This is a genomic window from Acidovorax sp. 56 (assembly GCF_002749705.1).
In the GTDB taxonomy this organism is placed as follows: domain Bacteria; phylum Pseudomonadota; class Gammaproteobacteria; order Burkholderiales; family Burkholderiaceae_C; genus Acidovorax.
The window spans coordinates 1,660,467-1,687,288 of record NZ_PEEV01000001.1; the positions used below are offsets into that span (position 1 = coordinate 1,660,467).

Genomic DNA, 26,822 nt, shown 5'->3' on the forward strand with positions numbered 1-26,822 from the left:
AAACGAGAAAATGGGCAAGCAGGCAAGCAGCCTCAAGCCTTGGCGCCCACCTCACAGTGCTCGCGCACCCAGGCACGGGCCTGGTCGCTGAGCGAAATGCCCAGGCCCGGGCGCTGCGGCACCAGCATGCGGCCGTTGGCGATCTCGATGCGCTCATTGAACAAAGGCTCCAGCCACTCAAAGTGCTCTACCCAGGGCTCTTTGGGGTAGGCCGCCGCCAGGTGCACGTGCAGCTCCATCGCAAAGTGGGGGGCCAGCATCAGGCCAGCGTCTTCGGCCTTGGCAGCGATCTTGAGGAAGGGCGTGATGCCGCCTACGCGCGGGCCATCGGGCATCAGGTAGTCGGCCGCCTTGTGGCGGATCAGGTCGCCATGCTCGGCAGCGCTGGTCAGCATCTCGCCGGTGGCAATGGGAGTGTCGAACTGCAGTGCCAGCGCGGCGTGGCCCTCGTGGTCGTAGGCGTCCAGCGGCTCTTCGATCCAGACCAGGTTGAACTGCTCGAAGGTGCGGCACATGCGCTGGGCGGTGGGCCGGTCCCATTGCTGGTTGGCGTCGACCATGATGGGCACCGCATCGCCCAGGTGCTTGCGCACGGCCTCCACGCGGCGTACATCCAGCGCGCCGTCGGGCTGGCCCACCTTGAGCTTGATGCCGCCAATGCCCCGGCCGATGGAGTGCGAGGCGTTGACCAGCAACTCCTCCAGCGGCGTGTGCAAAAAGCCGCCCGAGGTGTTGTAGCAGCGGACCGAGTCGCGGTGCGAACCCAGCAGCTTGGCCAGCGACAGGCCCGCACGCTTGGCCTTCAGGTCCCACAGCGCCACATCAAAGGCACCAATAGCCTGCGTAGAGAGGCCGCTGCGCCCCACCGAGGCACCGGCCCAGCACAGCTTGCCCCACAGCTTGGCGATGTCGCTGGGGTCTTCGCCGATCAGCACCGGGGCGATCTCGCGCGCATGCGCAAACTGCCCGGGCCCGCCTGCGCGCTTGGAATAGCTGAACCCCAGGCCCTGGTGGCCCTGCGCGGTTTGCACCTCCACAAACAGCATGGCGATTTCGGTCATGGGCTTTTGGCGGCCCGTCAGCACCTTGGCATCGCTGATGGGCTGGGCCAGAGGCAGGTAGCACGACGACACGCGCAGCCAGGTGATGCGGTCGCCCGGGGCAGCGGCGGCGGAAGCGAGAGGGGAAGAAGCAGTCGTCACGGCGAGTCTTTCAAAACAACAAAAGGGAACAGGAAGCAAACGGGGCTGGGCAGGAAGCGGAGCACGCGGGGAATGCAGCGGCGGGCCAAATCGCCCACAGGCCTGCCCGCCGCCCTGCCCCACGGCGTGCTCAGTCGAGTGAGATCTTTCCGGCCTCGATCACCCGCTTCCAGCGCGCAGACTCGGCTTGCTGGAAGGCGGCAAACTGCGCCGGGGTGTTGACCACCATCTCAAAACCGATGGAGACAAACTGCTCGCGCACGGCGGGGTGTTTCAGCGCCTCGGCGATGGCGGCGTAGGCGCTGTCGCGGATGGCGGGGGGTAGGCCCTTGGGCGCCACCACGGCTTGCCAGGAGGTGACTTCGACGTTCTTCACGCCCGCCTCGGCCAGGGTCGGCACATCGGGCAGCACGGGCGAGCGCTGGGCGCTGGTGATGGCCAGCGCACGCATGCGCCCGTTCTTCACGTACTGCACGATGGCGTTGATGTTCTGGAACGACGCATCCACCTGCCCGCCGATCAAATCGGTGTGTGCGGGGGCGCCGCCTTTGTAGGGAATGTGCACCCCGCTGGTTCCCGTCTGCTGCCAGAACAGCTCGGCCGTCAGGTGGTCGCTACTGCCGCTGCCCGCCGAGGCAAAGCTCATCTTCCCGGGATGGGCCTTGGCAAAGGCGATGACATCGGCCACAGACTTGTGGGGCGAGTTGGCAGGCACCACCAGCACGTTGGGCGATTGCACGGCCACGGTGATGAGGTCAAAGTCCTTGAGCGGGTCGTACTGCAAACCCTTGAGCAAATGCGGCGTGATCGCCAGTGGACCGAGGGAGCTGACCAAGAAGGTGTAGCCATCGGGCGCCGCCCGCTTCACAAACGTGGCGCCAATCGTGCCTGTGGCCCCGGCCCGGTTGTCCACCACCACCGATTGTTTCCACCGCTCGCTCAGCCGCGTGCTCAGGGCCCGGGCCACCTGGTCGGTAGAGCCCCCGGGCGGGAACGGCACCACCAGCGTCACCGGCTTGTCGGGCCACGCCTGCGCATGGCACGCCATCGCGCTGCAGGCCAAGGCGGTCACCGCCAAAACGTTTTTCATCCATTGCATTGCTTGTCTCCTGATTGAAGGCTGTGCCGGTGGCGGGATGGGTCTCGGTGCAAGGCGGGTGACCTGGGTTCATTTCTTTGAAAAATGACAACGTTGTCATTTTTAAATGAAGAATAAAACCCATCACACAGCTCCCGAAACGCTCCGCTTCTACCCACATTTCAGCCCATTAAGTGGTTGCACTGACTCGGTTGAAACCAGTCAGCCGCAGTAATGATAACGTTGTCATTTTTAAAATGTCAACCCTGCAAGACGGCGTGACAAAGGCCTGGCATGACCGACAATCCCACCCGGGCAGCGTGCAGCACGCCGCCCTCCCGCACTTTGCCCACCCTACGTTGCCCACCCTGTTAGAGCCGTTCACTGCTGAGCCATCGCGCCCCATGTCCTCGCCCACTCCCTTCAAAGCCGCCACGCTCCACGACGTTGCCCGTGTGGCCGGGGTGTCGCTCATCACCGCATCGCGTGCGCTGGGCAACCCCTCGCTGGTGTCTGAAAAAACCATCGCCCGAGTGCAGCAGGCGGTGCGCGAGACGGGCTACATCCCCAACCTGCTGGCGGGCGGGCTCAAGTCGCGGCGCAGCAAAACCGTGGCGGCGCTGGTGCCCGCCATCTCGGTGCAGCAGTTTTTGCCCACGGTCGAAGCGCTGACCGAGGCCCTGGCCGCGCAGGGCTACCAGCTCATCCTGGGCCAAAGCGGCTACGACTACGCCCGCGAGGAAGACTTGCTCAACACCCTGATAGCGCGCCAGCCCGACGGCATCGTGGTGACAGGCCTGGTGCACTCACCCAAGGCGCGCGAACGGCTGGGGCAGCTGCGCATTCCGGTGGTGGAAACCTGGGACCTGAGCGAGCGCCCGGTGGACATGGTGGTGGGCTTCTCGCACACCAAAGTGGGCGCGGCCATTGCGGGGTTCTTTTTGACCCAAGGCTGGAGCCGCGTGGGCATTGCCACCGGCAACGACCACCGCGCCGCCTTGCGCCGCGACGGCTTTGTGGCCGCCATGGGCCGCGACGTGCCCACGGCCATGGTGCCCGCCCCCAGCAGCCTGGCCCTGGGCCGCCGCGCCCTGGCCGAACTGCTGGCCCAAGACCCCACCCTACAGGCCGTGTATTGCAGCTCCGACGCCATGGCCCATGGCGTCATCGTCGAAGCCCAGGCCCGGGGCCTGCGTGTGCCCGAGGACCTGGCCGTGTGCGGATTCGGCGACGCCGACTTCGCCCAGCACATGCACCCCTCCCTCACCACCGTGCACATCGACGGCGCACGCATCGGCCAACTGGCCGCGCAGATGATCACCCAGCGCTGCCGGGGCGAGGCCACAGAGCAACCCATCGTGGATGTGGGCTTTTGGATTGCCGAGCGGGAATCGACTGGCGGCCCGGGCCACACAGACCGGCAGATGCCAGAGTGAAGGCAGCGGGCATCCCCTGCCGCGATCAAACGCTATGCATTTGATAGCTGCTAGCGCTTATTGATCAAGCGCTGCAGCCATTTTTTACTAAAAACCTGCCTAGAGCAACGTCCAGGCAGGTCATCGCGCTGGCGATCAGGGCAGCACCACCGTCGCCTTGGCCCGCGCAATCTGCAAGTCCGCATCACGCTGCAGCAACATGCGCTGGGCCACCAGCGCGTTGGCGGCGGCGGTCACTGCGGTCACATAGCCTTCCTGCGTGCCATACAACTCCTCCAGCGAGGGCCGTGCATCGCCCGCCGCGAGCCGCGCGGCACGCGTCTTGTGGAAGGGGATGAAGCTGCCCGTGAGATTGGCCAGGTCGGTGATGCCGGGCGTGGCCACGTAGTTGAACTCGATGCTGGTGCCCAGCGGCGCAAGCGCCTCCACGCTGCGGATGCCTGCACGGGTCAAGCCTGTGGACGCATCGACCTGCGGCACGAGGATGGCGTAGTCGCGGCCCAGGTTGCGCGGGGGCAGCACGGTGGCAATGCCGGCTTCGTCCTGCGGGACGTATTGCGGGCCAAAGTCGAACAGCGGGAAGTTGTTGTACAGGCCCCGGTAGCTGAAGTCCGGGATCGCCGTCTGCACGCCGCCCACCGCCCAGGTCAGGCCCTTCATGGCCGGGAAGGCCAGTGCCTCGGGCCGCACCAGCGTGCCATCGGCCAGCTTGGGCACCTGGCTGGCGGGTGGCTGCGTGCCGCGCACCACCCAGTCTTCCAGGTTCAAGAACAGCGCACGGAAGGTGTCGTTGAAGTGCACCACGGTGCCCGTGGGGTAGGTGGCGCGGGTGGGCGCATAGGCAATGCTGGCCGTGCCCCCTGCCCCGCCGTGCTGGGTGCTGGCGTAGTAGTAGATGCGGGCGTTATCGGGCTGGGCCAGGTCCTTGGTGCCGTTGGCGTCCGTCAGCACGGGCGAGCCTTGCAGTTGCCAGAACTCGGTGCCCGAGAGGCCCAGGAAGAACTTGGGGCAGGTGTTGGTGGCGGCGCAGCGCTTCATCACGCCGCCCTGGCGGCCGCTGATGTCGTCTGCATAGTCCTTGTCCAGCCCGCGCGGTGCCGTCTGGCCAAAGGCGGTGTGGTCGGTGCGCAGGCCGCCACCGCCGCCGGGCACGGCAAAGCGGGTGTTGATGTTGGTTTGGCGTGCTGCGACGTGTGCGTACATGCCGTCAAACACCTTGCTGCCATCCAGCGCCTGGTTAAAGCCCAGGTGCAGAAAGGTCTTCATGGCGTTGCCCGACTGCGAGGTGCCCTGGCCCAGCGTGTATTGGATGCGGCCTGCGATCGGGTTGGGCATGCCCGCAGAATCGGCCGCCTTGCTGCGGAAGAAGCTGACGGTGTCGCGCAGCGCGGCCAGTCCCACGCCCATCACCTTCGGGTCTTTGGCGACGTAGACCAGCTCGTACAGATAGGCTGGGTCGAACCCGCCCTTCAGGCACACGCTGGTGGCGCTGGCCGAGCCGGGGAAGGCGTTGCTGCCCGTGGCATCGCAGGTGGCGAACTTCCAGTCGGACGCAGGAATGGTGACGCGTGCATCCGTCTCGTTGGCGCGGCGGGTGAGCGAATAGCCGCTCTGCGTGTTGTCCAGGCTGGCGGGCTCATACGGAATCATGGTGCCGTTGAACACGCCGCCGGGCAATGTCATCGCGGGGGTAGCGGCGGTGGGCACCAGCTCAGCACGGTAAGGGCCGGTGATGCTGCTGCCGTCCTTGTTCTTGGCCACGGGCACGGTCACTGTGAGGCGCGCAGCGCTGCTCTTGGGCACGTCGCCTTGCCAGGCCGAGTACAGCATCACGTAGCCGCGCTCCAGGTACACCGCATCGCTGGGCGTGGCCGTGGGGTTGAGCAGGGTGAGGATGTTGCCGCGATTGGGCGCGTCGTAGCGCAACACGCCGCTGGCCTTGGCCATGTTCTTGGGCTTGAGCATGACGAACTCGGCCTTGTATTCGACCATGCCGTTCGCGTTGGTGGGGGCCAGGGCCAGGTCTTGAATCACGGCGTTCTTGGGGTCGGCCGGATCCACCTCGCCGCTGAGCGTGCCTTTGACGGTTTCGTACTCGCCCACATCGCCGTAGGTGCCGGGGAAGGCCTCGGTGGATGTGACCTCCAGCTTGAACGCCGGGGCCTTGGTGGGGGTGGAATCGCTTCCGCCGCACGCAGCCAGGGCGGCTGCAGCAGCGGCCGTGAGGGCCAGTTTGCCGAATGCATGAAGTTGCTTCATGTTGTCTCCTAGGGTTGGATGGATATCGCCGCAAGGGCGAGTTCTCTCTACGCAAAAGCGGCAGCGTCTGTTGCGCTGCTCGTCGCTCACGTTGGGGTTGCGCCGGGGCTTGGCCGTTGCCTGCGGGCAAAGCTCCGCCTGCACCGGCGGGTGGGCCAGTGCGTTAGCGCAGATGGGAAAAAGGCCTGAGGGGGTTGCCTCAGGCCTTGGACTTATTCCGCCTCGATCCCGGCGGCTTTGATCACCTTGCCCCACTTGAGGGTCTCGGCGGCCTGGAACTTGGCCAGATCGGCGGGGGTGGTGGTCCAGGCCTCTGAGCCGGACATGTCGAAGAACGACTTGGCCGTGGCGCTCTTGGTGGCGTTCTGCATCAGCTCATTGAGGCGGGTGACCACGGCAGCGGGCGTGCCTGCGGGGGCGTAGGCGGCAAACCAGTAGCCCATGTCGTAGCCCTTGACGCCTGCTTCGTCGATGGTGGGCACCTCAGGCAGCTGGGGGCTGCGCTTTTGGGTGGAGTAGCCCAGCGCCCGCAGCTTGCCCGCGCTGATTTGCGGCATGCCGGTGGAGGTGTCGGTGATCATCAAGTCGATCTGCCCGGCCAGCAAGTCAGTGATGGCAAACGGGTTGCTCTTGTACGGCACGTGCAGGATGTCCACGCCCGCAAGCTGCTTGAACATTTCGCCCGCCACACGGCTCGATGCACTGCCGCTGCCAAAGGTGAGCTTGCCGGGGTTCTTCTTGGCAAAGGCCACCAGGTCGCCCACGCTCTTGTGCGGGGATGCGGGGTTGACCACCAGCACCTGCCCGCCCTTGCCCAGGCCGGAGATGGGAGCGAAGTCTTTCACCGGGTCGTACGAGAGCTTTTTGTACAGGTGCTCGTTGGCGGCGTGCGTGGTGTTGGTGGTGATGAGGATGGTGTAGCCATCAGGCGCGGCCTTGGCCACGGCGGCGGCGGCAATCATGCCGCTGGCACCGGCCTTGTTGTCCACCACCACGGCTTGCTTGGTGTCGTTGGTGATGGACTGGCCCACAGCACGTGCCAGCTGGTCGGTGGCGCTGCCCGCAGCAAAGGGCACCACGAAGGTGATGGTCTTGGCCGGAAAGGTTTGCGCGGCTGCGGGTGCGGCGATGGACAAGGCCATCAGGGCACCGGCAGCAGCTGTCAGCGCGTGGCGTCGGGTCAAGGCAAAGCGGTTAGCGGGCATGTTGTCTCCTTCTGTTCTATGGGTCATGTCAAACGAAAACGGGGGGCATCACGTCGAAGGCCCGGCTAGGTGCTGGCGCAGCGCGGCGGGCACCTGCACAGGCAACGACAGCAGCCAGTAGCTCAGCGTCTTGCCGTGGCTGTCGAGGTTGAGGGCGTCGTTCACGCCGCCGTCCAGCACATCGTCCAGCACCAGGTTCATGGCGTGCAGCTGGGGCAGCAGGTAGCGGGCCACGCGGCTGGGCTGGCGGGCGGCAAAGTGGCGGGCCACAGCCTCTTCCGTCACTTGCTGCACCAGCACATCCCACAGCGCGGGGTGCCAGGCAATGACGCTGAGGTTGGAGCGGTTGCCCTTGTCGCCCGTGCGGCTGTGGGCCAGGCGATAGAGAGGAACGGTGAGCATGGGGGCGGCCTCGGCCGTGCGCGTTTCGGTCATTGCAGGCCTCCTTCATTCCACATCTGATAGCCGGTAACCACGGCACTGCGCGGCACCAGGCACGACACGGTGCCCAGGCGCGGGCGCATGGCGGTGCGCACGCCACCGCCGCCTGCCGGGCCGCAGGTGTACAGCGCCGTTACCTCGCGCACCAGGCGCTGGGCGCTGGCGTGGTCGCGGTGCTGCAAGGCTACGCGCAGGCGCACATCGCGGGCTTCGTCCAGGCCCGCAGCAGGCGCATCCAGCCAGGTGCTGGCGTCGTCGCCCAGCACGCTGGTCACGCCAATCAGGTCCACGCGCACGGGGCCCAGGCCCTGCAGCCGCTCGCGCAGCACCTGGCCTGCCAGGCGGGCGCGGGCCTCGGCGCGCGGGCCTGCGTAAGAGATTTCGCCTTCGGCAAACCAGCCGGATTCAAAGCACACATTCACTTTGAGCGTGGGCGGCTGCGGGTGGCCGCGCACACCTTCCAGCCGCACCGCATCGGGCCCCACGGGCAGCACCTGCGCGGCGGTGATGTCGGCCACCACATCGGGCGTGAGGTAGGCGGCGGGGTCGTGCAGCTCGTACAGCAGCTGCTCTTTCACCGTGCGCTCGTTGATGCAGCCGCCCGTGCCTGTGGGCTTGGTGATGGTGCAGTGGCCGTCTGGGTCGATCTCGGCAATGGGGTAACCCAGGGTGGCCAGGCCGGGCACGTCTTTGTAGCCGGGGTCGGCAAAGTAGCCGCCGGTGACTTGCGCGCCGCATTCCAGCAGATGGCCCGCCATGGTGGCGCGGGCCAGGCGGTCCCAGTCGTCTGCCGCCCAGCCGTAATGCGCCATGGCCGGGCCCAGCACCAGCGATGGGTCGGCCACGCGGCCGCACACCACGATGTCAGCCCCAGCGCGCAGCGCATCGGCAATGGCCTGTGCGCCGATGTAGGCGTTGGCGCTGACGATGGGCTCGGTGGGCATCGCAGGGCCCAGGGCACGTTCGAGCAAGGCTCGGTGGTGCGGGCCGCTCAGGTCGTCGCCCTGCACCACGGCAATGCGCGGGGCGCGCAGGCCCAGCTCGGCCGCCAGCTGGTGAATGCGGCGGGCGGCCCCGGCTGGGTTGGCAGCGCCAAAGTTGCTGACGATGCGCACGCCGTGCGCCAGGCAATCGGCCAGCACGGGCTGCAGCAAGTCCACCAGCAGGGGTTCATAGCCCGCATCGGGCTGGGTGCGGCGTGCCAGCTGGGCCAGCGCCAGGGTGCGCTCGGCCAGGGTTTCAAAAATCAGCACAGCGGGTTGGCCGCTGGCGATGAGGGCCTGCACCACGGGCGCAGCGGCATCGGTGCGGTCACCCGAAAAGCCTGCCGCGCAGCCAATGCGCAGGTGGGGGATGTGTTGTGACATCGTTTGCTGTCTCCTGCGACGCAATGTACGCAGGCTGCGCTATTCTGTGAAATCGATTGTTGCAATCAATCCATCCGCAAAGCAAATGAATGAGAACCCCGCCCTCTCCACCCGCCAGCTCGATGCCTTTGTGGCGCTGGCCGAGCACCGCAGCTTTACCCGCGCTGCCGTGCAGTGCCACCTGTCACAGCCCGCGTTCAGCGCGTTGATCAAGGCGCTGGAGGACGAGCTGGGCGCGCGCCTGTTTGACCGCAGCACCCGGCATGTGGACCTGACGCCCGAGGGGGTGAACTTTCTCGAATCGGCCCACCGCATTCGCGCCGAGATGCGCGCCGCCGTAGCGGCCCTGCGCGATGCCGTGACGCTGCAACGCGGCCGCGTGGCCGTGGCGCTGCTGCCTTCGCTGGCGGCGGGCTGGCTGCCGCAGGTGCTGGCCAGCTACCAGCAGGCCCACCCTGGCATTGCAGTGGACATTGCCGATGTGCTGTCTGAGCCCTGCATTGACCGCGTGGCCAGCGGCACGGCCGACTTTGCCCTGGCCGCCATCCGCGCCGACACGCCCGCGCTGCAGGCCGAGCCGTTTTGCAGCGATGCCTTTTACCTGGTGTGCCCCGACGCCCACCCGCTGGCACGGCGCAAAAAGCCGCTGGCCGTGGCCGACCTGGCCACCTACCCCTTCATCCACCTGGCGCGCAACAGCAGCGTGCGCCAGTACCTGGAGGCCGCCTTTCACCCCCAGGGCATGCACACCTTGATGGAGGTGGAGCAACTGGCCACCGTCACCGGCATGGTGCGGGCGGGCCTGGGCATCAGCGTGGTGCCCGCGCTCACGCTGTTTCACTTTCAGCAGCCGGGGGTGGTCACGCGCCCTTTGCCGTTACCCGGTCTGCAGCGGCAGATTTACCTGGTGCGGCGGCGCGACCAAAGCCTGTCGGCCGCCGCGCAGTCGCTGTACGAGTGGGTGGTGGCGCGCAAGCCCCGGCTGGCTTGAATCAGGGAACGTAATGAAAACGCTATTAATTCAATAGCTGCTAGCGCTTACCCATCAAGCGCTGCAAGCCATTTTGATTCAAAAACAAGCGACACAGACAGCCCGTGCGACCCACCTCGCCCCCACCCAAAGGCCGGAAACCCCGCAGACTGGCAAGGCAAGCCCCGCACGCCAGCCCGCAAATCCGCGAAAATCTCGCCCCTTAGCATTTCTCTCCATCCCGCCCCCATGACCGAAGCGACCGCCGCCCCCGCCCTGCCCGACCACCTCTCGTCCGACCCGCGCAGCCCCCACCACAACGCCGCCGTGTTCGAACACGACATCGGCATCCGCTTCAATGGCAAAGAGCGTTTTGATGTGCAGGAATACTGCATCAGCGAAGGCTGGGTCAAAGTGCCTTCAGGCAAGACGGTGGACCGCAAGGGCCAGCCCGTGATGATCAAGCTCAAGGGCACGGTCGAAGCGTTTTACCGCTGACCCGGCCCGGCGCAATCGCCTTCACGCCTGCATGGCCCAGCACCCCACTTTGCCCGTGGCGCAGCCTGCGCTGCCAGGGCTCTGGGTCATTCACTGCGATGGCAGCGCCATCCCCAACCCCGGCCGCATGGGGCTGGGGGCCTCCCTGCTGGCCCCCGATGGACAGCAGCACAGCCTGTCGCTCACCAGCAGCCTGGTGGGCTGCAACAACGAGGCCGAGTTGCGCGCCCTGATCGCCGCGCTGCAGCACGCCCACGCCCAGGGTGCGCGGGCCGTGGCGGTGTACAGCGACAGCACCCTCCTCATCGAACAATTGCAGCCGCCGCAAGCCAACCAGCGCACGCCCGCGCCCATTGCCCGGCTGGCCGAACTGTTTGACAGCGCACGCGCCTGGCTGGCACGGTTTGACAGCGTGCAGCTGCAGTGGATTCCGCGCCACCGCAACAGCGCCGCCGACACGCTGGCACGCGCCGCCCTGGGGGCACCCGCCAAGGTGGCAAAGCACCCGAGCCACAAGAAAAAGAAGCGCTGAAGCACCGCCGAACGGGCCCAGTACAGGCCCAGTACAGGTCTGTTGCAGGCCTGCACCGGCCCAGCTTTGTCGCAGTACCGTCACACAAACGTCACAAAATTTACGTTTAGGCAACAATCCTCCTGCATACTTTGCCGGCTTGGCACCATCCGTCCAAGCCGCAAAAACTCATGGAGGAAAAACCAATGCGACGTGATGCACGCTGGGTGGTGCTTTTGGCAGGCGCGACTGCGGTGCTCGGCACTGCCACAGCACAGAACAACAACGCAGCAGCCCAGGCCCGCGCCGCTGCCGCCAGCCCGGCCCCCAACTTTGCCAGCAGCCCCCGCGAAAAGCTGGTGGTGGCCATGCCCAAGACCTACGCCAAGGCCGAGACCATGCTGCTGTGGGGCGACTACTTCAACCACCTGGCACGCTGCGGCAACCTGGATTTGCAGAACCAGCAAGGCGAGTCGCTGGAGCGCAGCTCCAACATCGACCTGCTGGGCGAAAAAGAGCTGATCGAAGGCATCACGTCAGGCAAGGTGCAACTGGCCCAGGTCAACCCCGGCCTGGTGCCGCAACTGGTGGCCGCAGGCCAGCCCACGCCGTTTGCCGTGCCGGGCAACAAGGCATCGGGCAAGCGCAACTCCTACCACCTGATCCTGATTGCGCGGGTGGACAGCCCCTTCAAGGAGCCCAAGGACCTGATCGGCAAGAAGATTGCCCACTCCACGCCCACTTCCAATTCGGGCAACCTGGCGCCGCGCGCGCTGTTCCCTGCCATTGGGCTGGTGCCGGACAAGAACTACGAAGTGGTGTTCTCCAACGGGCACGAGCGGTCGGTGACAGGCGTGATGCACGGCTTTTACCCCGCAGCCGCCGTGGCCAGCGACCTGTACCAGCGCATGGTGCTCAAGGGCGATGTGAAGGGATCGAGCATTCGCACCCTGTGGGAAAGCGCGCCGTTCATGACCGAGACCTGGACACTGGGCAAGACCGCCTCGCCCGATGTGCAAAACCGCGTGCAGAAATGCTCGTACGCCTACAGCTTCTCGCCCAAGCTCAAGCAGCTGCTGCCGGGCAACGACACCATGCTGCCCATCAACTTCGAGCGTGACTTTGCCACGGTGATGGAGGTCCACAAAAAGACCCAGGCCGCCCTGGCAGAGGCCAAGCCTGCGGCAGCCAAGTAAAGCACTGCACGGGCACTGCCGGGCAGCGGTGGCGGGGTCAACCCACCAGTCGATCCCGGGTGCGCCGGGCCACATCGCGCACCCAGGGCTGGGCGGCCCAGTGCCGGTCTGCAAATGCACGGATGTGTTCGGCGTAGGTCAGCGAGGCGCCGATCACATCGAGCCCCTGCACAAACATGCGCTGGTGCCGGTCAGACAGCACAAAGCCCGCGCTGTGCCCCGGGCTGCGCACCACGCGCTGCGACACGTCGATGGTGAACGGCAGCGGGCCAGGCTGCGCGGCGGCCTCTGCCATGAAGGCCTGCACGTCGGCCTCGTCCACCATGGCCAGCAGCAGGCGGTTATTGAGGGCGTTGGAGTAAAAAATCTCGCCAAAGCTGGACGCCACCACCGCCTTGAACCCGTATTGCTGCATGCCCCACACGGCATGCTCGCGGCTGGAGCCGCAGCCGTAGTTGGAGCCCGCAATGAGCACGTCCACGCCAGCAAAGGCGGGTTGGTTCAGCACAAAGTCTGCGCGGGGCTGCCCGCCCTCATCAAAGCGCAGGTCGTACAGCAGGCCGGGCGCCAGGCCCGCCTTGTCGATGCCGCGCAGGAACTGCTTGGGCATGATCTGGTCGGTGTCGAGGTTGGGCGTGGCCAGCACGGCGGCTTGGCCATGAATCACGCTATGGTCGGCAGGGTGGGGGTGGGTGGTCATGCGGCGGTCTCCAGGCTGCGGACGTCGGTGATGCAGCCGGTGACGGCGGCTGCGGCGGCCATGGCCGGGCTCATCAGGTGGGTGATGGCGCCGCGGCCCTGGCGGCCTTCAAAGTTGCGGTTGGTGGTGGATGCGCAGCGCTGGCCGGGGGCCAGCACATCGTCGTTCATGGCCAGGCACATGGAGCAGCCGGGCTGGCGCCATTCAAAGCCTGCAGCCATCAGGCGCGCGGCAATGCCCTCGGCCTCGGCCTGGGCCTTCACGGCGCCCGAGCCGGGAACGACCATGGCGCGCACGCCGTGCGCCACGCGGCGACTGCCAACGATACGGTCTACCTCGCGCAAATCCTCGATGCGCGCGTTGGTGCACGAGCCGATGAACACATGCTGCACCGGCACGCCCACCAGCGGCTGGCCTGCCGCCAGCGCGGTGTAGCGCAGGGCCTGCTCGGCGCTGCTGCGCTGCACGGCATCGGCCATGTCGTCGGGCCGGGGCACGGTGGCGTGGATGGCCATGGCCTGGTCGGGGCTGGTGCCCCAGGTGACGAAGGGGGCCACCTTGGCCGCGTCGAACACATGCTCCACGTCAAACACTGCGCCCTCGTCGCTGTGCAGCGTGGCCCAGTGGGCCAGGGCCTGCGTGCGCACGTCGCCGGTGATGTCGGGGGCCTTGGCCAACACGTAGTCGATGGCGGTGGCGTCGGGCGCAATCAAGGCGCCACGCGCACCGGCTTCCACGGCCATGTTGCACAGCGTGAAGCGCGCCTCGACCGACAGGGCGCTGATGGCGCTGCCGCAGAACTCGACGACGAAGCCGCGCGCGCCCTGCGCGCCGATGCGGCTGATGATGAGAAGGATCAGGTCCTTGGCGGTGGTGCCCCTGGGCAGGCTGCCGTCCACACGGATGCGCATGTCCCGGGCCCGGCGGTAGACCAGGGTCTGCGTGGCCAGCACGTGCTCGACCTCGGACGTGCCGATGCCAAAGCCCAGCGCGCCCAGAGCGCCATAGGTGGTGGTGTGGCTGTCGCCGCAGATGATGACCATGCCCGGGCGCACCATGCCGTGCTCGGGCGCAATCACGTGCTCAATGCCCTGCAGCGGGTCGTTGGTGTCGAACAGCGGGATGCCGTGGCGGTCGCAGTTGGCCTTGAGATTGCGGGCCTGCAGCGCCGAAGGCGGGTCTTGAATGACCCGGTGGCGCACCGGGTGCGTGGGGATGATGTGGCTCACCACCGCCACGTTCTGCCCCGGCACGCGCACGCCGCGCCCCGCCTCGTGCAGGCCAGCGAAGGCCTGGGGGCTGGTGTATTCGTTCATCAGGTGCAGGTCGCAAAACAGCAGCACGTTCTGTTCGTCCAGAACGGCCACGGTGTGCGATGCCACCAGCTTCTGGTAAAGCGTTGCGGGCGTGGTCATGGTCATCGTGGTGGGTGTGGGGGAATGGGTTATTGGCCTGCGAGCAGGAAAGGCAGCGCCGCGTCGAGCAGCGCATCGGGCGCTTCTTCGGCGATGTAGTGGCCGCAGGGCAGCGCATGGCCGCGCACGTCGGCCGCCACGCGCTGCCACTCCTTGAGCGGCTCAAAGCACTGGTGCACCACGCCCTGCTCGCCCCACAAAGCCAGCAGCGGCATGGCCAGCTGGCGGCCCGCATCGCGGTCGGTGCGGTCGTGCACCAGGTCGATGCCTGCGGCGGCGCGGTAGTCCTCGCAGACGCCGTGGGCCGTGCCAGGCAAGGTCAGGCAGCGCACGTACTCGGCCAGGGCCCGGGGGTCGAACGGTGCCAGACCTGCGCTGCGCCGACCCATCACGTCGCGCACATAAGCAGCGGGGTCGGCCTCGATCAGGCGTTCAGGCAGCGGGGCGGGCTGGATCAAAAAGAACCAGTGCCAGTAGGCTCGGGCGAAGGCATTGCTGGTTTGCTCGTACATGGCGAGCGTGGGGGCTATGTCCAGCAGCACCATGCGCTGCACGGCATCCGGGTGGTCGGCCGCCAGGCGGTGGGCCACGCGTGCGCCCCGGTCGTGGGCCAGCACGGCAAAGCGCGGGTGGCCCAGGTACTGCATCACAGCCAGCATGTCGGCGGCCATGGTGCGCTTGCTGTAGAGCAGGTGCTCCGCGTCGCCCTCGGGCTTCGCCGAATCGCCATACCCGCGCAGGTCCGCCAGCACCAGCGTGAAATGCTGCGCCAGCACGGGTGCCACCTTGTGCCAGATGGCCGAAGTCTGCGGGTGCCCGTGCAGCAGCAGCAAGGGCGGGCCTGAGCCACCGACAAGTGCATGGATGTGTTGGCCATCGGGCGTGGGCACGCGATGGGGAGTGAAGCCGGGGAAAAGCGGAGTGGTGGTCATGGTTGTGAGGCAATGTGGAACGCGAGCCCGCTCACTCGGCGGTGATACCGCGCTCTTTGATCAGTTTGGCCCACTGGGGCATTTCCTGCTCCAGCCGGGCGCGGGCCTGCTCGGGGGTCGAGGGGATGGGATCGAACCCATCTTTGGCCATGCGCTCCTTCAAGGCGGGGGTGCCCAGCGCCTGGTTGAGTGTGGTGTTGAGCTTGTCGATGATGGGCCGGGGCGTGCCAGCGGGTACGAAGACGATGAACCAGGTTTCGAAGGCGTAGCCCGGCAGGCCTGCCTCCGCGATGGTGGGCACTTCAGGCATCAGGGGCGAGCGCTTCGTGCCCGTGACGCCCAAGGCGCGCAGCTTGCCCGCCTGCACATGCGGTTGCGCGGCCGACAGCACAGGAAAGCTCATCGCCACCTGGCCTGACATGGTGTCGATCATGGCCGGGCCGCCGCCACGGTAGGGGATGTGCACGATGGGCGTGCCTGCCACGGCCTTGAACAGCTCGGCCGACATGTGAAAGGTGCTGCCCGCCCCGGCCGAACCGTAGGAATATTGCCCCGGCTTGGCCTTGAGCAGTGCGATGAGCTCCTTGAGATTTTTCGCTGGCAAGGCGTTGTGGACCACCAGCACATGCTGCGAGCTGGCCACCATGCCAATGGGTGCCAGGTCCTTCAGGGTGTCGTAGGGCATCTTGGCGGTGAGGCTGGGGTTGATGGCCAACGACACCGTTTGCAAGCCGATGGTGTAGCCGTCTGGCGGCGCCTTGGCCACCATGTCCACACCAATGTTGCCGCCCGCGCCGCCCTTGTTCTCGATGAACAGCGAGGCGCCCAGGGCCTTGCCCCACTCGTCTGTCACCAGCCGCGCTGCAATGTCGGCACTGCCACCGGGCGCGTAAGGCACCACGAGCTTGACGGCGCGGGCGGGGTAGGCCTGCGCCCAGGCGCCCGCAGCGGCCCCCAAAGCCAAGGCGGCGGTCACCAGGGTGCGGCGCGCCAGCCCAGGTACAGGGCAGCGGCGGCGGAAGGATGCGTTCATGGGTTTGTCTCCTGCAGTTTTTTTGGTATGGCAAGGGCATCTTATGAGTGCATTGCATCGGCATAAAGTCATTCAAAATCACTTCATTCGTAAATCAAAAGCATTAATCACCCCACCCCATGGACGCGTTTTCAGACCTGCGCTTTTTTGCCTTGCTGATGAAGGAGGGCAGCCTCGCTGCCGCCGCGCAGCAAATGGGCATCACCCCGCCTGCGGCCAGCCGGCGCCTGGCGCAGCTGGAGCACCGGTTGGGCGTGCGCCTGCTGCACCGCACCACGCGGCGCATGGCACTCACGCCAGAGGGCGAGAGTTACCTGCTCGAAGGCACCCGCATACTGGCCGACCTTGATGCGCTGGAGCGCACCGTGGCAGGCGCCCGCAGCACGCCCCGGGGGCTCATCAAGCTGGCTGCCACGCTAGGCTTTGGCCGTGTGCACCTGGCCCCTGCCCTATCGGCCTTTGCCCAGGCCTACCCCGAGGTGGAGGTGCAACTGCACCTGACCGCCCGCCCCATCAACCTGGTGGAGCAAGGCTTTGACGCGGCCGTGCGCTTTGGTGATTTGCCCGATTCACGCCTGACCGCGCGCCGCCTGCGGGCCAACCGGCGTGTGCTGTGCGCTGCCCCCGGCTACCTGGCCCGCGCAGGCACACCGCAGCAACCCGCCGACCTGCTGGGTCACCAGTGCATCGTGATCCGCGAAAGCGACGAGACCTACGGCACCTGGCACCTGAGCCAGGGCGCGCGGCAAGAAACGGTGAAGGTGCGCGGCATGCTCAGCACCAACGATGGCAGCGCCGCCACCACCTGGGCGCTGGATGGCCGGGGGGTGTTGCTGCGTTCAGAATGGGACGTGGCCCCGCACCTGGCCACAGGGCAGCTCATCGCCGTGCTGCCCGCCTGGCAGTTGCCACCGGCCGATGTAATACTGGTGCACCCCACGCGCAGCGACCTATCGGCCAAGACCCGGGCGCTGGTGGATTTTTTGGGCACCTGGTTTGCTCGCAACACCCTCCCCCGCCCCCAAGAGGCGGGTACACCACCGTCAGCGTGATGGCGTGGGGTGCCCTGCCACATGCAGCGTGTGAAACGGCATGTGGTGCATCAGCTCGCGCAGCAGCAACAAGGCGGCGAAAAACGATGCACGCTCGGGCAGGCCTTCGCTGGCGGCAGGCCGCCCCTGGGCAACGTAGGTGAGGCGCTGGAACAACCGCTCCATGGCGTCCAGTGCCAGCACCTGGTCGGCAGCGGCGGGCACACCAGCAAGCCCAGCCAGTTCGGCCAAAGCCTCGTCGGCACTCCACCACGCCACAGGCCCACCAACCGCCTGGGCCACCTCGGCCCAAGGCTGGTACTGCTGGTGCGCAAGGTACACCTCGTCTTCCACATGGGCGATGGCTGTCTCCAGATCCAGCGGCGAAGGAATGGCAGCACGAAAAAAGCGCTGCGCCGTGGCCTCCATCCCCAAGGGCAACACCAACAGGTGCGCTGGGCGTGCCTCAGCAGGGCTCCACAGGCACACCTGCGCGGTGTGTGCCCCCAGGTGCAGCAGCGCGAGGGGCTGTGCGGGCGCGGTGGGCGTGCCCTCCATCCTCATGCGCTCGATGAGCTTCGCAGCCCACGGCGGCAAATCGGCCACCACGCTGGGGGCCAGCGTTGCGCTGGGGCTTTGGAGCGGTTCGTGAGAGTGTGTGGGCATGGCGTGTCGGGACGTATCCAAGAACCTGTTCAAAGCGCTTTACGGCGGTGTCTGGGCGCGAGCTTGCGCGCTGGTGCCCGGCTGCAGCGACTCTGACGGAGGCAGGCCGTGGCGAATGCGCTCGTGCATCTCGACGGTAAGTGCCTCAATGCGTTCCGTCAGCTGCTTGGTCAGCTCGGTCAGGCGGGTGTTTTGCTCCAGCAGCTCCAGCATCTGGGTGGCGTTTTGTGCAGCGATCAACTGGCGCTGTTCGTTGGCCACGGCCAGGGCCTCGCGGTGCTGGGCATCGGCCTCGGCGTGCATTTTGTCGCGGGCGGCCTGCCGGGTTTGGGCCAGCAAGATCAAGGGCGCTGCATAGGCCGCCTGCAGGCTGAAGGCCAGGTTCAACAAAATGAAGGGGTACACATCAAAGTGCAGCCACCCCGCAGAGTTGACGATGATCCACACGGCCACCACCACGGTCTGCGCGCCCAGGAACAACGGGGTTCCAAAAAATCGGGCAAAAGCCTCGGCCCGTAGGGCAAACTGGTCGGCCCCAAACGTGGGGGCCAGATGCGCATGCTGCGAGTGGTAACGCCGGTGCTCGGCCCCGGCCGCTGCGATGGCCCGCGCACCCGTTTGCGTGGCTGTGGCGGGGGCGCTGTCTGGCCCCTGGCCGGGCTTACCTGACGGGCCTGCAGGATGGTTCATGCCGATACCTTTCGCACCATGGAATGATCACCCACGCACGGCCGTGGCTGGCAATGCGCGTTGAGCGGGGTTTGAGAACCAGTTCAAAGAACGTCTGTGCCTAGTGTCCTGCATGGCCCTCGCGAGGCGGTGGTAGTGCGGATCGGGATGGGTCGCAAGGCGCCTTTTGGCAGCCAATAGCCGGGCCATTGGCAAGAAAAGCAACGCAGCGAACCGCCCGCGGCAGCACGGCCACAGACCGCAAGGAGTCATGCAGGGCATCCCTATGGCTTGAGCGTGTGGTCCAGATCGGGTTTGCGCCAAGGGTCCACATGCGTCATGAGGTTGAGCACCCGGTGGCGCTGCATGACGCGCTGGCGCGCCAGCACGGCAATGTCGTGCCCGGCTTCCACGGTGATGCGGGCGTCTACCTCCAGGTGGGCGTCCACCACCACCATGTCACCCATTTTGCGCGTGCGCACATCGTGCACACCTGCCACACCAGGGGTGTCCAGCAGGGTCTGGCGAATGGCCTGCACCTCTTGCTCGTCCACCGCGCGGTCCATCAGGTCGTGCATGGCGTCCCAGCCAAACTCCCAGCCCATCTTGCCCACCATGAAGCCCACGATCAAGGCCGCAATCGGGTCGAGGATGGGGTAGCCCGCCAGGTTGCCCGCAATGCCCACGCCCACCACGAGCGACGAGGCAGCATCCGATCGCGCATGCCACGCGTTGGCCACCAGCATGCTGGACTTGACCCGTTTGGCCACGGCCAGCATGTAGCGAAACAGCAGCTCCTTGCCCAGCAAAGCGCCGCCCGCCACCCACAGGGCCACGGCGTGCACCTGAGGCACGGTGTCGGGGTTCTCCAGCTTCAGCACGGCCGACCACACCATGCCCACACCCACGGCCAGCAGCAGCAAGCCCAGCACCAACGAGGCTGCGGTCTCAAACCGCTGGTGGCCGTAGGGGTGGTCTTCGTCGGCGTCTTTTTGCGAGTGGTGGTTGGCAAACAGCACCACAAAATCAGCCACCAGATCGGACAACGAGTGGATGCCGTCGGCAATCAAGCCCTGCGACTTGGACAGCACGCCCACCACGATCTGCACGGTGCTGAGCACCAGGTTGACCACCACGCTGACCCAGGTGCTGCGCGAGGCGGCAGCGGCGCGCTCTTGGGGCGTGTGCTGGGTGTCTTCGCTGTCGTCAAGTTCGTTGAAGTTCATGGGCGGTGATTCAAATTCCGTGAAGCACCACAGGCTACACGCCCAGTCTTAAGAATGCATTGAGGCCCATTCAGTTTTGCGCAAATATGCCGATAACCCTGCCATGCAAGTCTCTAGCGCCTCCTCCACCAGCAGCGCATCAGGCGCCCAGTCCTCCAGCGAAATCGCCAAGCTGCAAAAGCAGCTGCGCCAGTTGACCGACGAACTCAAAGGCGTGGCCACCTCTGACCTGGACGCCAAAGCCAAAAAGCAAAAGGTAGAGGCCCTGCAAGCGCAGATCCAGATGGTGCAGGCGCAAATTGCAGCCATTCAGCGCCAGAACCAGCAAGAGCAGATCGAGAAGCAAAAGCAGGCAGAGCTTGCCAAGGCACAAAAATCCGCTGGAACCCAGGCCAAGCAAAACAACAGCGCCACGTCCGGCCGTCAACGCACCCCCGGCCTGGGCGACAACGTAGACACCTTCGCCTGACCACTGCCCGACCGCTTGCCGCGAACTACGTTTGCGAAGCGACCATCGTGGCTGCAGCCACGAGCTTTTGCGTGTAGGGGTGTTCCGGTTGGTTCAGCACGGCATCGACCGTCCCGCACTCCACGATGGCGCCGTCCTTCATCACCAGCACGTCGTGCGCCATGGCGCGGATCACCTCCACATCGTGCGTGATGAGCAGGTAGCTCAAGCCCTTTTCGCGCTGCAGGCGCTGCAGCAAGGCCAGCACCTGCTGCTGGATGGTCACATCGAGCGCGCTGGTGGGCTCGTCGAGCACCAGCACCTGGGGCTGCACGATGAGGGCTCGGGCCACCGCCAGCCGCTGGCGCTGGCCGCCTGAAAATTCGTGCGGGTAGCGCGCCAGCAAGCCGGGGAATTGCGCCTCGGTCAGGCCCACCTCGGCCAGGGCTGTTTCCACGCGGCGGCGGCGCTCAGCCACCTCCATCGCAGGCTCATGCACCCACAGGCCCTCGCCCACAATCTCTTCCACCGTCATGCGTGGCGAGAGCGACGAGAACGGGTCTTGAAACACCACCTGCACCCGCCTGCGCAAAGCCTGGTTGGCCGGGGTGTTGCGCGTGGCGGGCTGCTGCCACGCCTGGCTGTTGACCTGCAAATCGCCCCCCGACGGCAGCAGCCCCAAAATGGCCTGCGCCAGGGTGGACTTGCCCGAGCCTGATTCGCCCACCACACCCAGTGTTTGCCCAGGCAGCAGTTGCAAATCAGCCCCCTGCACAGCCACAAACTCGCCCTTTTTGAACCAACCCCGCACGCCGGGCAGGGGCGTGGGGTAGGTCACGCGCAGCTGGCGCGCCTGCACCACGGGCGGCGTGCCTGCGGGCGGGTCCGCCTCGACCACATCGCGCCGTGGCTGGCTGGCCAGCAGGCGGCGGGTGTAGGCATGCTGCGGGTTGGCAAACACCTCGGCCACAGGGCCCTGCTCTACCAGCACGCCCTGCTCCATCACGGCAATGCGGTCGGCAAAGCGGCGCACCAGGTTCAGGTCGTGCGTGATGAGCAGCACGGCCATGCCGGTCTGGCGCTGCAGATCAGAGAGCAGGTCCAGAATCTGGCCGCGCAGCGTCACGTCGAGCGCGGTGGTGGGCTCGTCGGCCAGCAACAGTTTGGGGCTGCTGGCCAGGGCCATGGCGATCATGGCGCGCTGGCGCTGGCCACCCGAGAGCTGGTGCGGAAAGCTGTTGGCGCGGCGCGCGGGCTCAGGGATGCCGGTTTTTGCTAGCAATTCAATAGCTGCTTGCGCACATTGCGCGCCCGTCAGGCCCTTTTTGAGCAACAAAATCTCGGCAATCTGCTGGCCAATGGTCATCAGCGGGTTGAGGGCCGTCATGGGCTCCTGAAAAACCATGGCGACGTCGCCCCCCCGCACACCGCGCATCTCACGCTCGGTCAGGGCCAGCAAGTCGCGCCCGGCAAACGATGCCTGGCCCGAGACTGCTGCATCGCCCGCCAAACGCAGCAAGCTCAACGCGGTGATGGTCTTGCCCGAGCCAGACTCGCCCACCAGCGCGAGCTTTTCACCGGGGGCTATGTCAAAGTTCACGCCACGCACCACCTCTTTGGTGCCAAAGCGAACGCGCAGGTCGGCCACCTGCAGCAGGGGCTTGTTCACAGGCTGTGGCATCACTGGTCAGCCTTTCGTGGGTCAAGCGCATCGCGCAGGGCATCGCCCATGAATGTCAAAAGCAGCAAGGTCACCACCAGCACCGCAAAGGTGGACAGCGAAATCCACCACGCATCAATGCTGTTCTTGCCCTGGCTCAGCAACTCACCCAGGCTGGGTGTGCCGGGCGGCACACCCAGGCCTAAAAAGTCCAGCGAGGTGAGCGCGAGGATGGCCCCACTCATGCGAAACGGCAGGAAGGTGACCACGGGCGTAAGGCTGTTGGGCAGGATGTGGCGCCAGATGATTTGCAGGTTGCTCACGCCCAGGGCGCGTGCGGCCTTCACGTAGTCAAGCTGGCGATTGCGCAGGAACTCGGCGCGCACATAGTCCGACAGGCCCATCCAGCCAAACAAGCTCAGCAAAATCAGCAGCAACGCAATGCTGGGGGAAAACACGGCGCTGAAGATGATGAGCAAATACAGCTCGGGCATGGAGCCCCAGATTTCAATGAAGCGCTGAAAGGCCAGGTCCGTCTTGCCCCCAAAAAAGCCCTGGATGGCGCCCGTAACCATGCCCAGCACCACCCCGGTGGCCGTGAGCGCCAGGCCAAACAGCACACTCACCCGAAAGCCGTAGAGCAGCTGCGCCAGCAAGTCACGCCCCCGGTCGTCCGTGCCCAGCCAGTTGTCGGCCGTGGGGGCCGACGGGTTGGGCGACTTGGCAAAGTAGTTGAGCGTGTTGGGGCCGTAGGGGTTCAGGGTGTACAGCGCCCAGTTGCTGCCTGCCGAGAGGCGCTCTTTGATAAAGGGGTCCAGGTAATCCGTGGGGGTCTCAAAGTCGCCGCCAAAGGTCTTCTCGGGGTAGTCCTTGAGCATGGGGAAGTAGGTCTGCCCCTCGTAGCGTACGATGAGCGGCTTGTCGTTGCTGACCAACTCGGCGCACAGGCTGACCAGCACCAGGGCGCAAAACAGCCACAGGCTCCAGTAGCCCTGCCGGTTGCGCTTGAAGCGCAGCCAGGCACGGCGGGAGGGGGACAGCGACGCGGGCGCAGCGCTGGCAGAGACAGAGGGTAGAGAAGGTGTGGTGGAACCCATGGTGCGGATGGTTGCCTGCTTGTCCAAAGTCATGCAGCGTCGTGCAACAAGAGGGCCTTGCTGTACTGCAAAAATTCGTCCAGGTGCTTTTCAATGATGGCGACGGTGATGGGCAATTGCAGGCTCTGGTAATCGTGCACCGCAATGTTGCGAAAGCCCACCATGCGCTGCAGGCTTGCAGCCAGCCCCTGTTCAATGCGGCTGGCGCGGGCCAGCAGGGCAAACACATCCCGCGCACTTTGCGGAACGCCTAGCCGGTCACGCCTGATCAAATGTTGCCCCATGTCCAGCGCGGCCTCGCAGGCGCGCTGGATGTTCAAAATTGCGGCGTCCTGGCGGCTGAAGTTGGCGGCAAAGCTGGCGGGGTCACTGAAATACTCTTCACGCGCGCGCTGCACACAGCGCTCAATCGTTGCGGCCTTGTTGATCAGAACGTCATCCACCATACACACTCCCACGCTGTTGAATGTCCGCCAGCAAACCCGCCCTCGCCGCATCCAATTCGGTCTTTTCGCTCAGGACAGTACTCTCAAAAATGGCAGCCTGGGCGTCACTGGCCCACCATCGCACGCCCTGCGTGATGACTTGGTACTGCATCACGGTGGAAGCAGCGCGCAAATCCAGCAAATCGACAGGACAACCGGCCACGTCAGCCAACTCGCCCGACAAACTCCACAGCTGGAGCACATCGGCGTAACCAGCCACCAGGACCGCCAAGTCCAGATCGCTCTGAGGCGTTGCCGTGCCTTGCACCTGGCTGCCAAAGGCATACACCGCCAGCAGCCCCGGCAATTGGGCCTGCAGCAGATGCACGGTGAGCTCTATCACGTCGGCGGGCAAAGATGCAAATGGCGTGCGCGTCGATGGCATGCGTGTCTTTCAATCAAACTTCACGCGGGGGTCTACCCACACGTAGCACAGGTCGCTCACCAGCTTGGTCACCAAGCCGATCAGCGTGAACAAATACAGCGTGCCCAGCACCACGGGGTAGTCGCGGCGGATCACGCTTTCGTAGCTGAGCAGGCCCAGGCCGTCGAGCGAGTACAAGGTTTCGATCAGCAGGGAGCCGGTAAAGAACGCACCGATGAACGCGGCCGGAAAGCCGGTGATGATGGGAATGAGCGCATTGCGAAACACATGCTTCCACAGCACCTGCCGGTCGCTCAGGCCCTTGGCGCGGGCGGTGAGCACGTATTGCTTGCGGATCTCTTCCAGAAACGCATTCTTGGTGAGCATGGTGGTGACGGCAAAGCTGCCCAGCACCATGGACGTGATGGGCAGCGCAATGTGCCAGAGGTAGTCGGTGACCTTGCCCCACAGCGACAGATCTGCCCAATTGGCAGACGTGAGCCCCCGCAGTGGGAACCACTGCAGCTGCCCGCCAAACACCACCAGCAGCGCCACACCCAACACAAAGCCTGGAATGGCGTAGCCCAAAAGCACGAGCAGCGTGGTGACCAGATCAAACCGCGAGCCCGCGCGCACCGCCTTGGCCACGCCCAGCGGCACTGCAACAAGGTAGCTGATAAAAAACGTCCACAGGCCCAGGCTGATGGAAACAGGCAGCTTTTCGCGAACGAGGTCCCAAACCGCCTTTCGCTGATAAAAACTCTGCCCCAGATCAAACCGGGCAAATGACCAAAGCATTTTTACGAAGCGCTCATGTGCAGGCTTATCAAATCCATAGAGTTCCTTAATTTCCTGAATCTGCTTCGGACTCAGCCCTTGCCTGCCACGGTAATCCCTCCCCGTCCCAGAACTCGGAGCAGCCCCCTCCCCACCGGAAGAACGGCCTTGCAACTGAGACACCAGTTGCTCAACCGGTCCGCCCGGCACGAACTGAATGACCACAAAGGTCAGAAGCAGCACCCCCAACAGCGTGGGCACCATCAACAAAATGCGTTTGAGTATGTAGCTGAGCATGCAATGTGGACCTAGCGGGTCGTTGGCGAAGCCCACCATGTGGCGGCAGCCCAGGAGTCTGGCTGGTAATAGGGCGGAATCGTCGCGGGCAAGACAAAACCAGCAGGCCGGTAGCCAACAAAAAACTCGTCGCTGTACCACTGGGGAATCGAGTAGTAGCCGTGCGACAACACCCGATCCAGTGCGCGCATCGCAGCAGACACATCCGCCTTGGACTTTGCAGAGAGCACCGAGCGAATCAGACTGTCCACGGCCGGATCGGTAATACCCCACATGTTTGCTGACCCCGGGGTGGTAGCGGCCTTGGAACCAAAGTATTCAAAGAGATCGCTACCAGGAGAAGTTCGCCCTGGAATGCGAAGGCTGCCCAGTTCGAATTCGAACTCATCCATTCGCTGCTGATAAAGGGCACCATCCACATTACGGATCTTCAGATCGATTCCCAGCTTTTTCAATGCAATCTGCATGGGACTGACCAATCTCACCGACGATGGCTGAGCATTCAGATATTCGATCTCGAACGCCTCACCTTTGGCGTTTCTCAGGGCTCCGTCGCGGTAGACCCACCCCGCCTCCGCAAGCAACTGTTTCGCCTGGCGCAGGTTGTCCCGCAAGCTGGATGGAGGTAGCGTGCTGGGTGATCGCAAAGCCGGTCCAAAAACATCGGGGTTCAGCTTGTCGCGCAGTGGCTCAAGCAAAGCCATTTCTGCAGGCCCTGGCAACCCAGACGCATGGAAATCACTATTTGGGAAATAGCCCTCCACCCGCTTGTACAAGCCATAGAACATCTGACGGTTGAGCCATTCAAAATCCATCGTCAGTGCAATGGCTTTGCGGACGCGAATGTCCTTGAACTTGGGATTACGCAAGTTGAATGTGTAGCCCTGAAAGTCTCCAGGGTTGCGATGCTCAAACACCTGCTTTTTGACTACTCCGGAATCAAACGCTTTGCCCGTGTACTGGCGCGCCCAGTTTTTTGAAATGAATTCCCGCTTCAAATCATATTCACCCGCTTTTAGCCCCTCAAAACGGCTGGTGTCGTCCAAATAGAGTTTGTAGGTGATTCGATCAAAGTTATACGTACCCTTGCGCACAGGTAAGGATGTGCCCCAGTAGTTCTTGTCACGAACGTAGGTAATGTCGCGACCCAACTGAGACCCGGACGGCCGGTAAGGCCCAGATGCAATTGGCAAATCAGTGACTACTTCGTCGAAAGGCTTGCCGGCACCCCATTTCCGACTGAAAACGGGAATGCTCCCAGCCACGAGCGGTAACTCTCGGTTAGAGCTGGCGAACTCAAATTTGACCAGTCGCTCGCCCAACACGCGAGCTGTCTTGATGTCAGCAAAAATCGTCCGAAACTGGGGAGATGCCTGCTTGCTCATCAGCGTGTTGAACGAATGAACCACATCAGCGGCCAACACCTCAGATCCATCACTGAAACGCGCCTCCTTACGAATCCGGAAGGTCACCGATAAACCATCAGGAGGCACGTCCACGTCTTCTGCAAGCAATCCATACCCCGTGGACGGCTCCTCTAAGTTACCTGTCAACAGTGACTCGAAAACCAACTCCTGCATCCCCGCAGGGGGAGTTCCTTTCAGCGTGAACGGATTAAATTTATCGAAATTAGTGACCGCAATGGGCGGGACCAAACGAATCTCACCGCCCTTCGGAGCGTTAGGGTTGACATAGTCAAAATGGGTAAAGCCCAGCGGGTACTTCACATCACCAAATTGTGAATAAGCATGCGCGGCCCAGGACGTCGATCCAATAACCATGCCACACACAGCACACAACACCGCGCGGACCCAACGAGAGCAGATTGCAACAAGGCACATGCGACAATTCTGCACTAC

The 26,822-nt window shown here is 64.8% G+C and carries 26 protein-coding genes; 7 read left to right on the forward strand and 19 right to left on the reverse strand.

Going from position 1 to position 26,822, the window contains the following annotated elements:
- Positions 1 to 32: 32 nt before the first annotated feature.
- Both CLU88_RS07360 and CLU88_RS07365 read right to left on the reverse strand, forming a co-directional pair.
- Positions 33 to 1,202 carry a mandelate racemase/muconate lactonizing enzyme family protein gene (locus tag CLU88_RS07360; RefSeq protein WP_099656030.1) on the reverse strand — a complete coding sequence of 390 codons (1,170 nt, stop codon included), beginning with the start codon at positions 1,200 to 1,202 and terminating at the stop codon, positions 33 to 35.
- A gap of 130 nt (positions 1,203 to 1,332) precedes the next feature.
- Positions 1,333 to 2,292 carry a tripartite tricarboxylate transporter substrate binding protein gene (locus CLU88_RS07365; RefSeq protein ID WP_099656031.1) on the reverse strand — a complete coding sequence of 320 codons (960 nt, stop codon included), beginning with the start codon at positions 2,290 to 2,292 and terminating at the stop codon, positions 1,333 to 1,335.
- A gap of 392 nt (positions 2,293 to 2,684) precedes the next feature.
- On the opposite strand from CLU88_RS07365, the gene CLU88_RS07370 reads away from it, so the two are divergent.
- The gene (locus tag CLU88_RS07370) at positions 2,685 to 3,716 is read left to right on the forward strand and encodes a LacI family DNA-binding transcriptional regulator (RefSeq protein WP_099658711.1); all 1,032 of its coding nucleotides are present in this window, start codon (positions 2,685 to 2,687) and stop codon (positions 3,714 to 3,716) included.
- A gap of 135 nt (positions 3,717 to 3,851) precedes the next feature.
- On the opposite strand, the gene CLU88_RS07375 is transcribed toward CLU88_RS07370, so the two are convergent.
- The 4 genes from CLU88_RS07375 to CLU88_RS07390 form a co-directional block, all read right to left on the reverse strand.
- Positions 3,852 to 5,975, reverse strand: coding sequence for an alpha/beta hydrolase domain-containing protein (locus CLU88_RS07375; RefSeq protein WP_099656032.1), 2,124 nt, complete (start codon positions 5,973 to 5,975; stop codon positions 3,852 to 3,854).
- 212 nt (positions 5,976 to 6,187) lie between these two features.
- Positions 6,188 to 7,180: a tripartite tricarboxylate transporter substrate binding protein gene (locus CLU88_RS07380; RefSeq protein WP_099656033.1), complete on the reverse strand. Its 993-nt coding sequence runs from the start codon at positions 7,178 to 7,180 to the stop codon at positions 6,188 to 6,190.
- A gap of 48 nt (positions 7,181 to 7,228) precedes the next feature.
- Positions 7,229 to 7,615 (reverse strand): hypothetical protein, encoded by a 387-nt coding sequence (locus tag CLU88_RS07385; protein WP_233205395.1) that lies wholly within the window; start codon positions 7,613 to 7,615, stop codon positions 7,229 to 7,231.
- Positions 7,612 to 8,988 (reverse strand): acyclic terpene utilization AtuA family protein, encoded by a 1,377-nt coding sequence (locus tag CLU88_RS07390; protein ID WP_099656034.1) that lies wholly within the window; start codon positions 8,986 to 8,988, stop codon positions 7,612 to 7,614. The genes CLU88_RS07385 and CLU88_RS07390 overlap by 4 nt, the downstream gene beginning before the upstream one ends.
- An 85-nt stretch (positions 8,989 to 9,073) precedes the next feature.
- On the opposite strand from CLU88_RS07390, the gene CLU88_RS07395 reads away from it, so the two are divergent.
- From CLU88_RS07395 to CLU88_RS07410, 4 genes are all read left to right on the forward strand, one after another.
- Positions 9,074 to 9,979 carry a LysR family transcriptional regulator gene (locus CLU88_RS07395; RefSeq protein WP_099656035.1) on the forward strand — a complete coding sequence of 302 codons (906 nt, stop codon included), beginning with the start codon at positions 9,074 to 9,076 and terminating at the stop codon, positions 9,977 to 9,979.
- Between the two features lie 228 nt (positions 9,980 to 10,207).
- A complete protein-coding gene (locus tag CLU88_RS07400) occupies positions 10,208 to 10,456 on the forward strand; it encodes a DUF3297 family protein (protein ID WP_099656036.1) in 249 nt (82 codons plus the stop codon).
- Positions 10,457 to 10,487: 31 nt separating this feature from the next.
- Complete coding sequence (locus CLU88_RS07405) at positions 10,488 to 10,988, forward strand: ribonuclease HI family protein (protein ID WP_099656037.1); 501 nt, start codon at positions 10,488 to 10,490, stop codon at positions 10,986 to 10,988.
- Between the two features lie 185 nt (positions 10,989 to 11,173).
- Positions 11,174 to 12,163: a PhnD/SsuA/transferrin family substrate-binding protein gene (locus CLU88_RS07410; protein ID WP_233205396.1), complete on the forward strand. Its 990-nt coding sequence runs from the start codon at positions 11,174 to 11,176 to the stop codon at positions 12,161 to 12,163.
- Between the two features lie 37 nt (positions 12,164 to 12,200).
- On the opposite strand, the gene leuD is transcribed toward CLU88_RS07410, so the two are convergent.
- Genes leuD through CLU88_RS07430 form a run of 4 tightly spaced genes read right to left on the reverse strand, consistent with a single transcriptional unit; the run spans position 12,201 to position 16,243 of the window.
- The gene (leuD, locus tag CLU88_RS07415) at positions 12,201 to 12,863 is read right to left on the reverse strand and encodes a 3-isopropylmalate dehydratase small subunit (RefSeq protein WP_099656039.1); all 663 of its coding nucleotides are present in this window, start codon (positions 12,861 to 12,863) and stop codon (positions 12,201 to 12,203) included.
- Positions 12,860 to 14,278, reverse strand: coding sequence for a 3-isopropylmalate dehydratase large subunit (leuC, locus tag CLU88_RS07420; protein WP_099658713.1), 1,419 nt, complete (start codon positions 14,276 to 14,278; stop codon positions 12,860 to 12,862). Before leuC ends, leuD begins: the two co-directional genes overlap by 4 nt.
- Before the next feature lie 29 nt (positions 14,279 to 14,307).
- Entirely contained in the window at positions 14,308 to 15,210 is a 903-nt protein-coding gene (locus CLU88_RS07425) for an alpha/beta fold hydrolase (RefSeq protein WP_099656040.1), read from the reverse strand.
- Positions 15,211 to 15,241: 31 nt separating this feature from the next.
- On the reverse strand, positions 15,242 to 16,243 hold the full coding sequence (locus CLU88_RS07430; protein WP_233205397.1) for a tripartite tricarboxylate transporter substrate binding protein: 1,002 nt from the start codon (positions 16,241 to 16,243) through the stop codon (positions 15,242 to 15,244).
- Positions 16,244 to 16,362: 119 nt separating this feature from the next.
- On the opposite strand from CLU88_RS07430, the gene CLU88_RS07435 reads away from it, so the two are divergent.
- Positions 16,363 to 17,295 carry a LysR family transcriptional regulator gene (locus tag CLU88_RS07435; RefSeq protein WP_099656041.1) on the forward strand — a complete coding sequence of 311 codons (933 nt, stop codon included), beginning with the start codon at positions 16,363 to 16,365 and terminating at the stop codon, positions 17,293 to 17,295.
- Here the strand turns inward: CLU88_RS07435 and CLU88_RS07440 are convergent.
- The 3 genes from CLU88_RS07440 to CLU88_RS07450 all read right to left on the reverse strand — a co-directional run bounded on the left by CLU88_RS07440 (position 17,287) and on the right by CLU88_RS07450 (position 19,835).
- A complete protein-coding gene (locus tag CLU88_RS07440) occupies positions 17,287 to 17,940 on the reverse strand; it encodes a hypothetical protein (protein WP_099656042.1) in 654 nt (217 codons plus the stop codon). The two genes, CLU88_RS07435 and CLU88_RS07440, sit on opposite strands and share 9 nt — an antisense overlap.
- A 39-nt stretch (positions 17,941 to 17,979) precedes the next feature.
- On the reverse strand, positions 17,980 to 18,630 hold the full coding sequence (locus CLU88_RS07445; protein ID WP_099656043.1) for a DUF1003 domain-containing protein: 651 nt from the start codon (positions 18,628 to 18,630) through the stop codon (positions 17,980 to 17,982).
- Positions 18,631 to 18,893: 263 nt separating this feature from the next.
- Positions 18,894 to 19,835 carry a cation diffusion facilitator family transporter gene (locus CLU88_RS07450; protein ID WP_099656044.1) on the reverse strand — a complete coding sequence of 314 codons (942 nt, stop codon included), beginning with the start codon at positions 19,833 to 19,835 and terminating at the stop codon, positions 18,894 to 18,896.
- Positions 19,836 to 19,938: 103 nt separating this feature from the next.
- Here CLU88_RS07450 and CLU88_RS07455 point away from each other — a divergent pair, with 103 nt between their 5' ends.
- Positions 19,939 to 20,304 carry a FlxA-like family protein gene (locus CLU88_RS07455; RefSeq protein WP_143225955.1) on the forward strand — a complete coding sequence of 122 codons (366 nt, stop codon included), beginning with the start codon at positions 19,939 to 19,941 and terminating at the stop codon, positions 20,302 to 20,304.
- Positions 20,305 to 20,329: 25 nt separating this feature from the next.
- Here CLU88_RS07455 and CLU88_RS07460 read toward each other — a convergent pair whose 3' ends face one another.
- From CLU88_RS07460 to CLU88_RS07485, 6 genes are read right to left on the reverse strand one after another with little or no spacing between them, the layout of a single operon-like run.
- Positions 20,330 to 21,964, reverse strand: coding sequence for an ABC transporter ATP-binding protein (locus CLU88_RS07460; protein ID WP_099656046.1), 1,635 nt, complete (start codon positions 21,962 to 21,964; stop codon positions 20,330 to 20,332).
- On the reverse strand, positions 21,964 to 23,040 hold the full coding sequence (locus CLU88_RS07465; protein ID WP_099658715.1) for an ABC transporter permease: 1,077 nt from the start codon (positions 23,038 to 23,040) through the stop codon (positions 21,964 to 21,966). Before CLU88_RS07465 ends, CLU88_RS07460 begins: the two co-directional genes overlap by 1 nt.
- 29 nt (positions 23,041 to 23,069) lie before the next feature.
- Entirely contained in the window at positions 23,070 to 23,486 is a 417-nt protein-coding gene (locus CLU88_RS07470) for a DUF86 domain-containing protein (protein WP_099656047.1), read from the reverse strand.
- Positions 23,476 to 23,910, reverse strand: a complete 435-nt coding sequence (locus CLU88_RS07475) for a nucleotidyltransferase domain-containing protein (protein ID WP_099656048.1) — start codon at positions 23,908 to 23,910, stop codon at positions 23,476 to 23,478. The genes CLU88_RS07470 and CLU88_RS07475 overlap by 11 nt, the downstream gene beginning before the upstream one ends.
- Before the next feature lie 9 nt (positions 23,911 to 23,919).
- A complete protein-coding gene (locus CLU88_RS07480) occupies positions 23,920 to 24,963 on the reverse strand; it encodes a microcin C ABC transporter permease YejB (protein ID WP_099656049.1) in 1,044 nt (347 codons plus the stop codon).
- An 11-nt stretch (positions 24,964 to 24,974) separates the two neighbouring features.
- Positions 24,975 to 26,744 carry an extracellular solute-binding protein gene (locus CLU88_RS07485; RefSeq protein WP_099656050.1) on the reverse strand — a complete coding sequence of 590 codons (1,770 nt, stop codon included), beginning with the start codon at positions 26,742 to 26,744 and terminating at the stop codon, positions 24,975 to 24,977.
- Positions 26,745 to 26,822 lie beyond the last annotated feature (78 nt).

Excerpts from the sequence above, each read along its gene's own strand:
- CLU88_RS07365 (WP_099656031.1), bottom strand. The coding sequence starts at position 2,292 with ATGAAAAACGTTTTGGCGGTGACCGCCTTGGCCTGCAGCGCGATGGCG.
- CLU88_RS07370 (WP_099658711.1), top strand. The coding sequence starts at position 2,685 with ATGTCCTCGCCCACTCCCTTCAAAGCCGCCACGCTCCACGACGTTGCC.
- CLU88_RS07375 (WP_099656032.1), bottom strand. The coding sequence starts at position 5,975 with ATGAAGCAACTTCATGCATTCGGCAAACTGGCCCTCACGGCCGCTGCT.
- CLU88_RS07380 (WP_099656033.1), bottom strand. The coding sequence starts at position 7,180 with ATGCCCGCTAACCGCTTTGCCTTGACCCGACGCCACGCGCTGACAGCT.
- CLU88_RS07385 (WP_233205395.1), bottom strand. The coding sequence starts at position 7,615 with ATGACCGAAACGCGCACGGCCGAGGCCGCCCCCATGCTCACCGTTCCT.
- CLU88_RS07390 (WP_099656034.1), bottom strand. The coding sequence starts at position 8,988 with ATGTCACAACACATCCCCCACCTGCGCATTGGCTGCGCGGCAGGCTTT.
- CLU88_RS07395 (WP_099656035.1), top strand. The coding sequence starts at position 9,074 with ATGAATGAGAACCCCGCCCTCTCCACCCGCCAGCTCGATGCCTTTGTG.
- CLU88_RS07400 (WP_099656036.1), top strand. The coding sequence starts at position 10,208 with ATGACCGAAGCGACCGCCGCCCCCGCCCTGCCCGACCACCTCTCGTCC.
- CLU88_RS07405 (WP_099656037.1), top strand. The coding sequence starts at position 10,488 with ATGGCCCAGCACCCCACTTTGCCCGTGGCGCAGCCTGCGCTGCCAGGG.
- CLU88_RS07410 (WP_233205396.1), top strand. The coding sequence starts at position 11,174 with ATGCGACGTGATGCACGCTGGGTGGTGCTTTTGGCAGGCGCGACTGCG.
- leuD (WP_099656039.1), bottom strand. The coding sequence starts at position 12,863 with ATGACCACCCACCCCCACCCTGCCGACCATAGCGTGATTCATGGCCAA.
- leuC (WP_099658713.1), bottom strand. The coding sequence starts at position 14,278 with ATGACCACGCCCGCAACGCTTTACCAGAAGCTGGTGGCATCGCACACC.
- CLU88_RS07425 (WP_099656040.1), bottom strand. The coding sequence starts at position 15,210 with ATGACCACCACTCCGCTTTTCCCCGGCTTCACTCCCCATCGCGTGCCC.
- CLU88_RS07430 (WP_233205397.1), bottom strand. The coding sequence starts at position 16,243 with ATGAACGCATCCTTCCGCCGCCGCTGCCCTGTACCTGGGCTGGCGCGC.
- CLU88_RS07435 (WP_099656041.1), top strand. The coding sequence starts at position 16,363 with ATGGACGCGTTTTCAGACCTGCGCTTTTTTGCCTTGCTGATGAAGGAG.
- CLU88_RS07440 (WP_099656042.1), bottom strand. The coding sequence starts at position 17,940 with ATGCCCACACACTCTCACGAACCGCTCCAAAGCCCCAGCGCAACGCTG.
- CLU88_RS07445 (WP_099656043.1), bottom strand. The coding sequence starts at position 18,630 with ATGAACCATCCTGCAGGCCCGTCAGGTAAGCCCGGCCAGGGGCCAGAC.
- CLU88_RS07450 (WP_099656044.1), bottom strand. The coding sequence starts at position 19,835 with ATGAACTTCAACGAACTTGACGACAGCGAAGACACCCAGCACACGCCC.
- CLU88_RS07455 (WP_143225955.1), top strand. The coding sequence starts at position 19,939 with ATGCAAGTCTCTAGCGCCTCCTCCACCAGCAGCGCATCAGGCGCCCAG.
- CLU88_RS07460 (WP_099656046.1), bottom strand. The coding sequence starts at position 21,964 with ATGCCACAGCCTGTGAACAAGCCCCTGCTGCAGGTGGCCGACCTGCGC.
- CLU88_RS07465 (WP_099658715.1), bottom strand. The coding sequence starts at position 23,040 with ATGGGTTCCACCACACCTTCTCTACCCTCTGTCTCTGCCAGCGCTGCG.
- CLU88_RS07470 (WP_099656047.1), bottom strand. The coding sequence starts at position 23,486 with ATGGTGGATGACGTTCTGATCAACAAGGCCGCAACGATTGAGCGCTGT.
- CLU88_RS07475 (WP_099656048.1), bottom strand. The coding sequence starts at position 23,910 with ATGCCATCGACGCGCACGCCATTTGCATCTTTGCCCGCCGACGTGATA.
- CLU88_RS07480 (WP_099656049.1), bottom strand. The coding sequence starts at position 24,963 with ATGCTCAGCTACATACTCAAACGCATTTTGTTGATGGTGCCCACGCTG.
- CLU88_RS07485 (WP_099656050.1), bottom strand. The coding sequence starts at position 26,744 with ATGGTTATTGGATCGACGTCCTGGGCCGCGCATGCTTATTCACAATTT.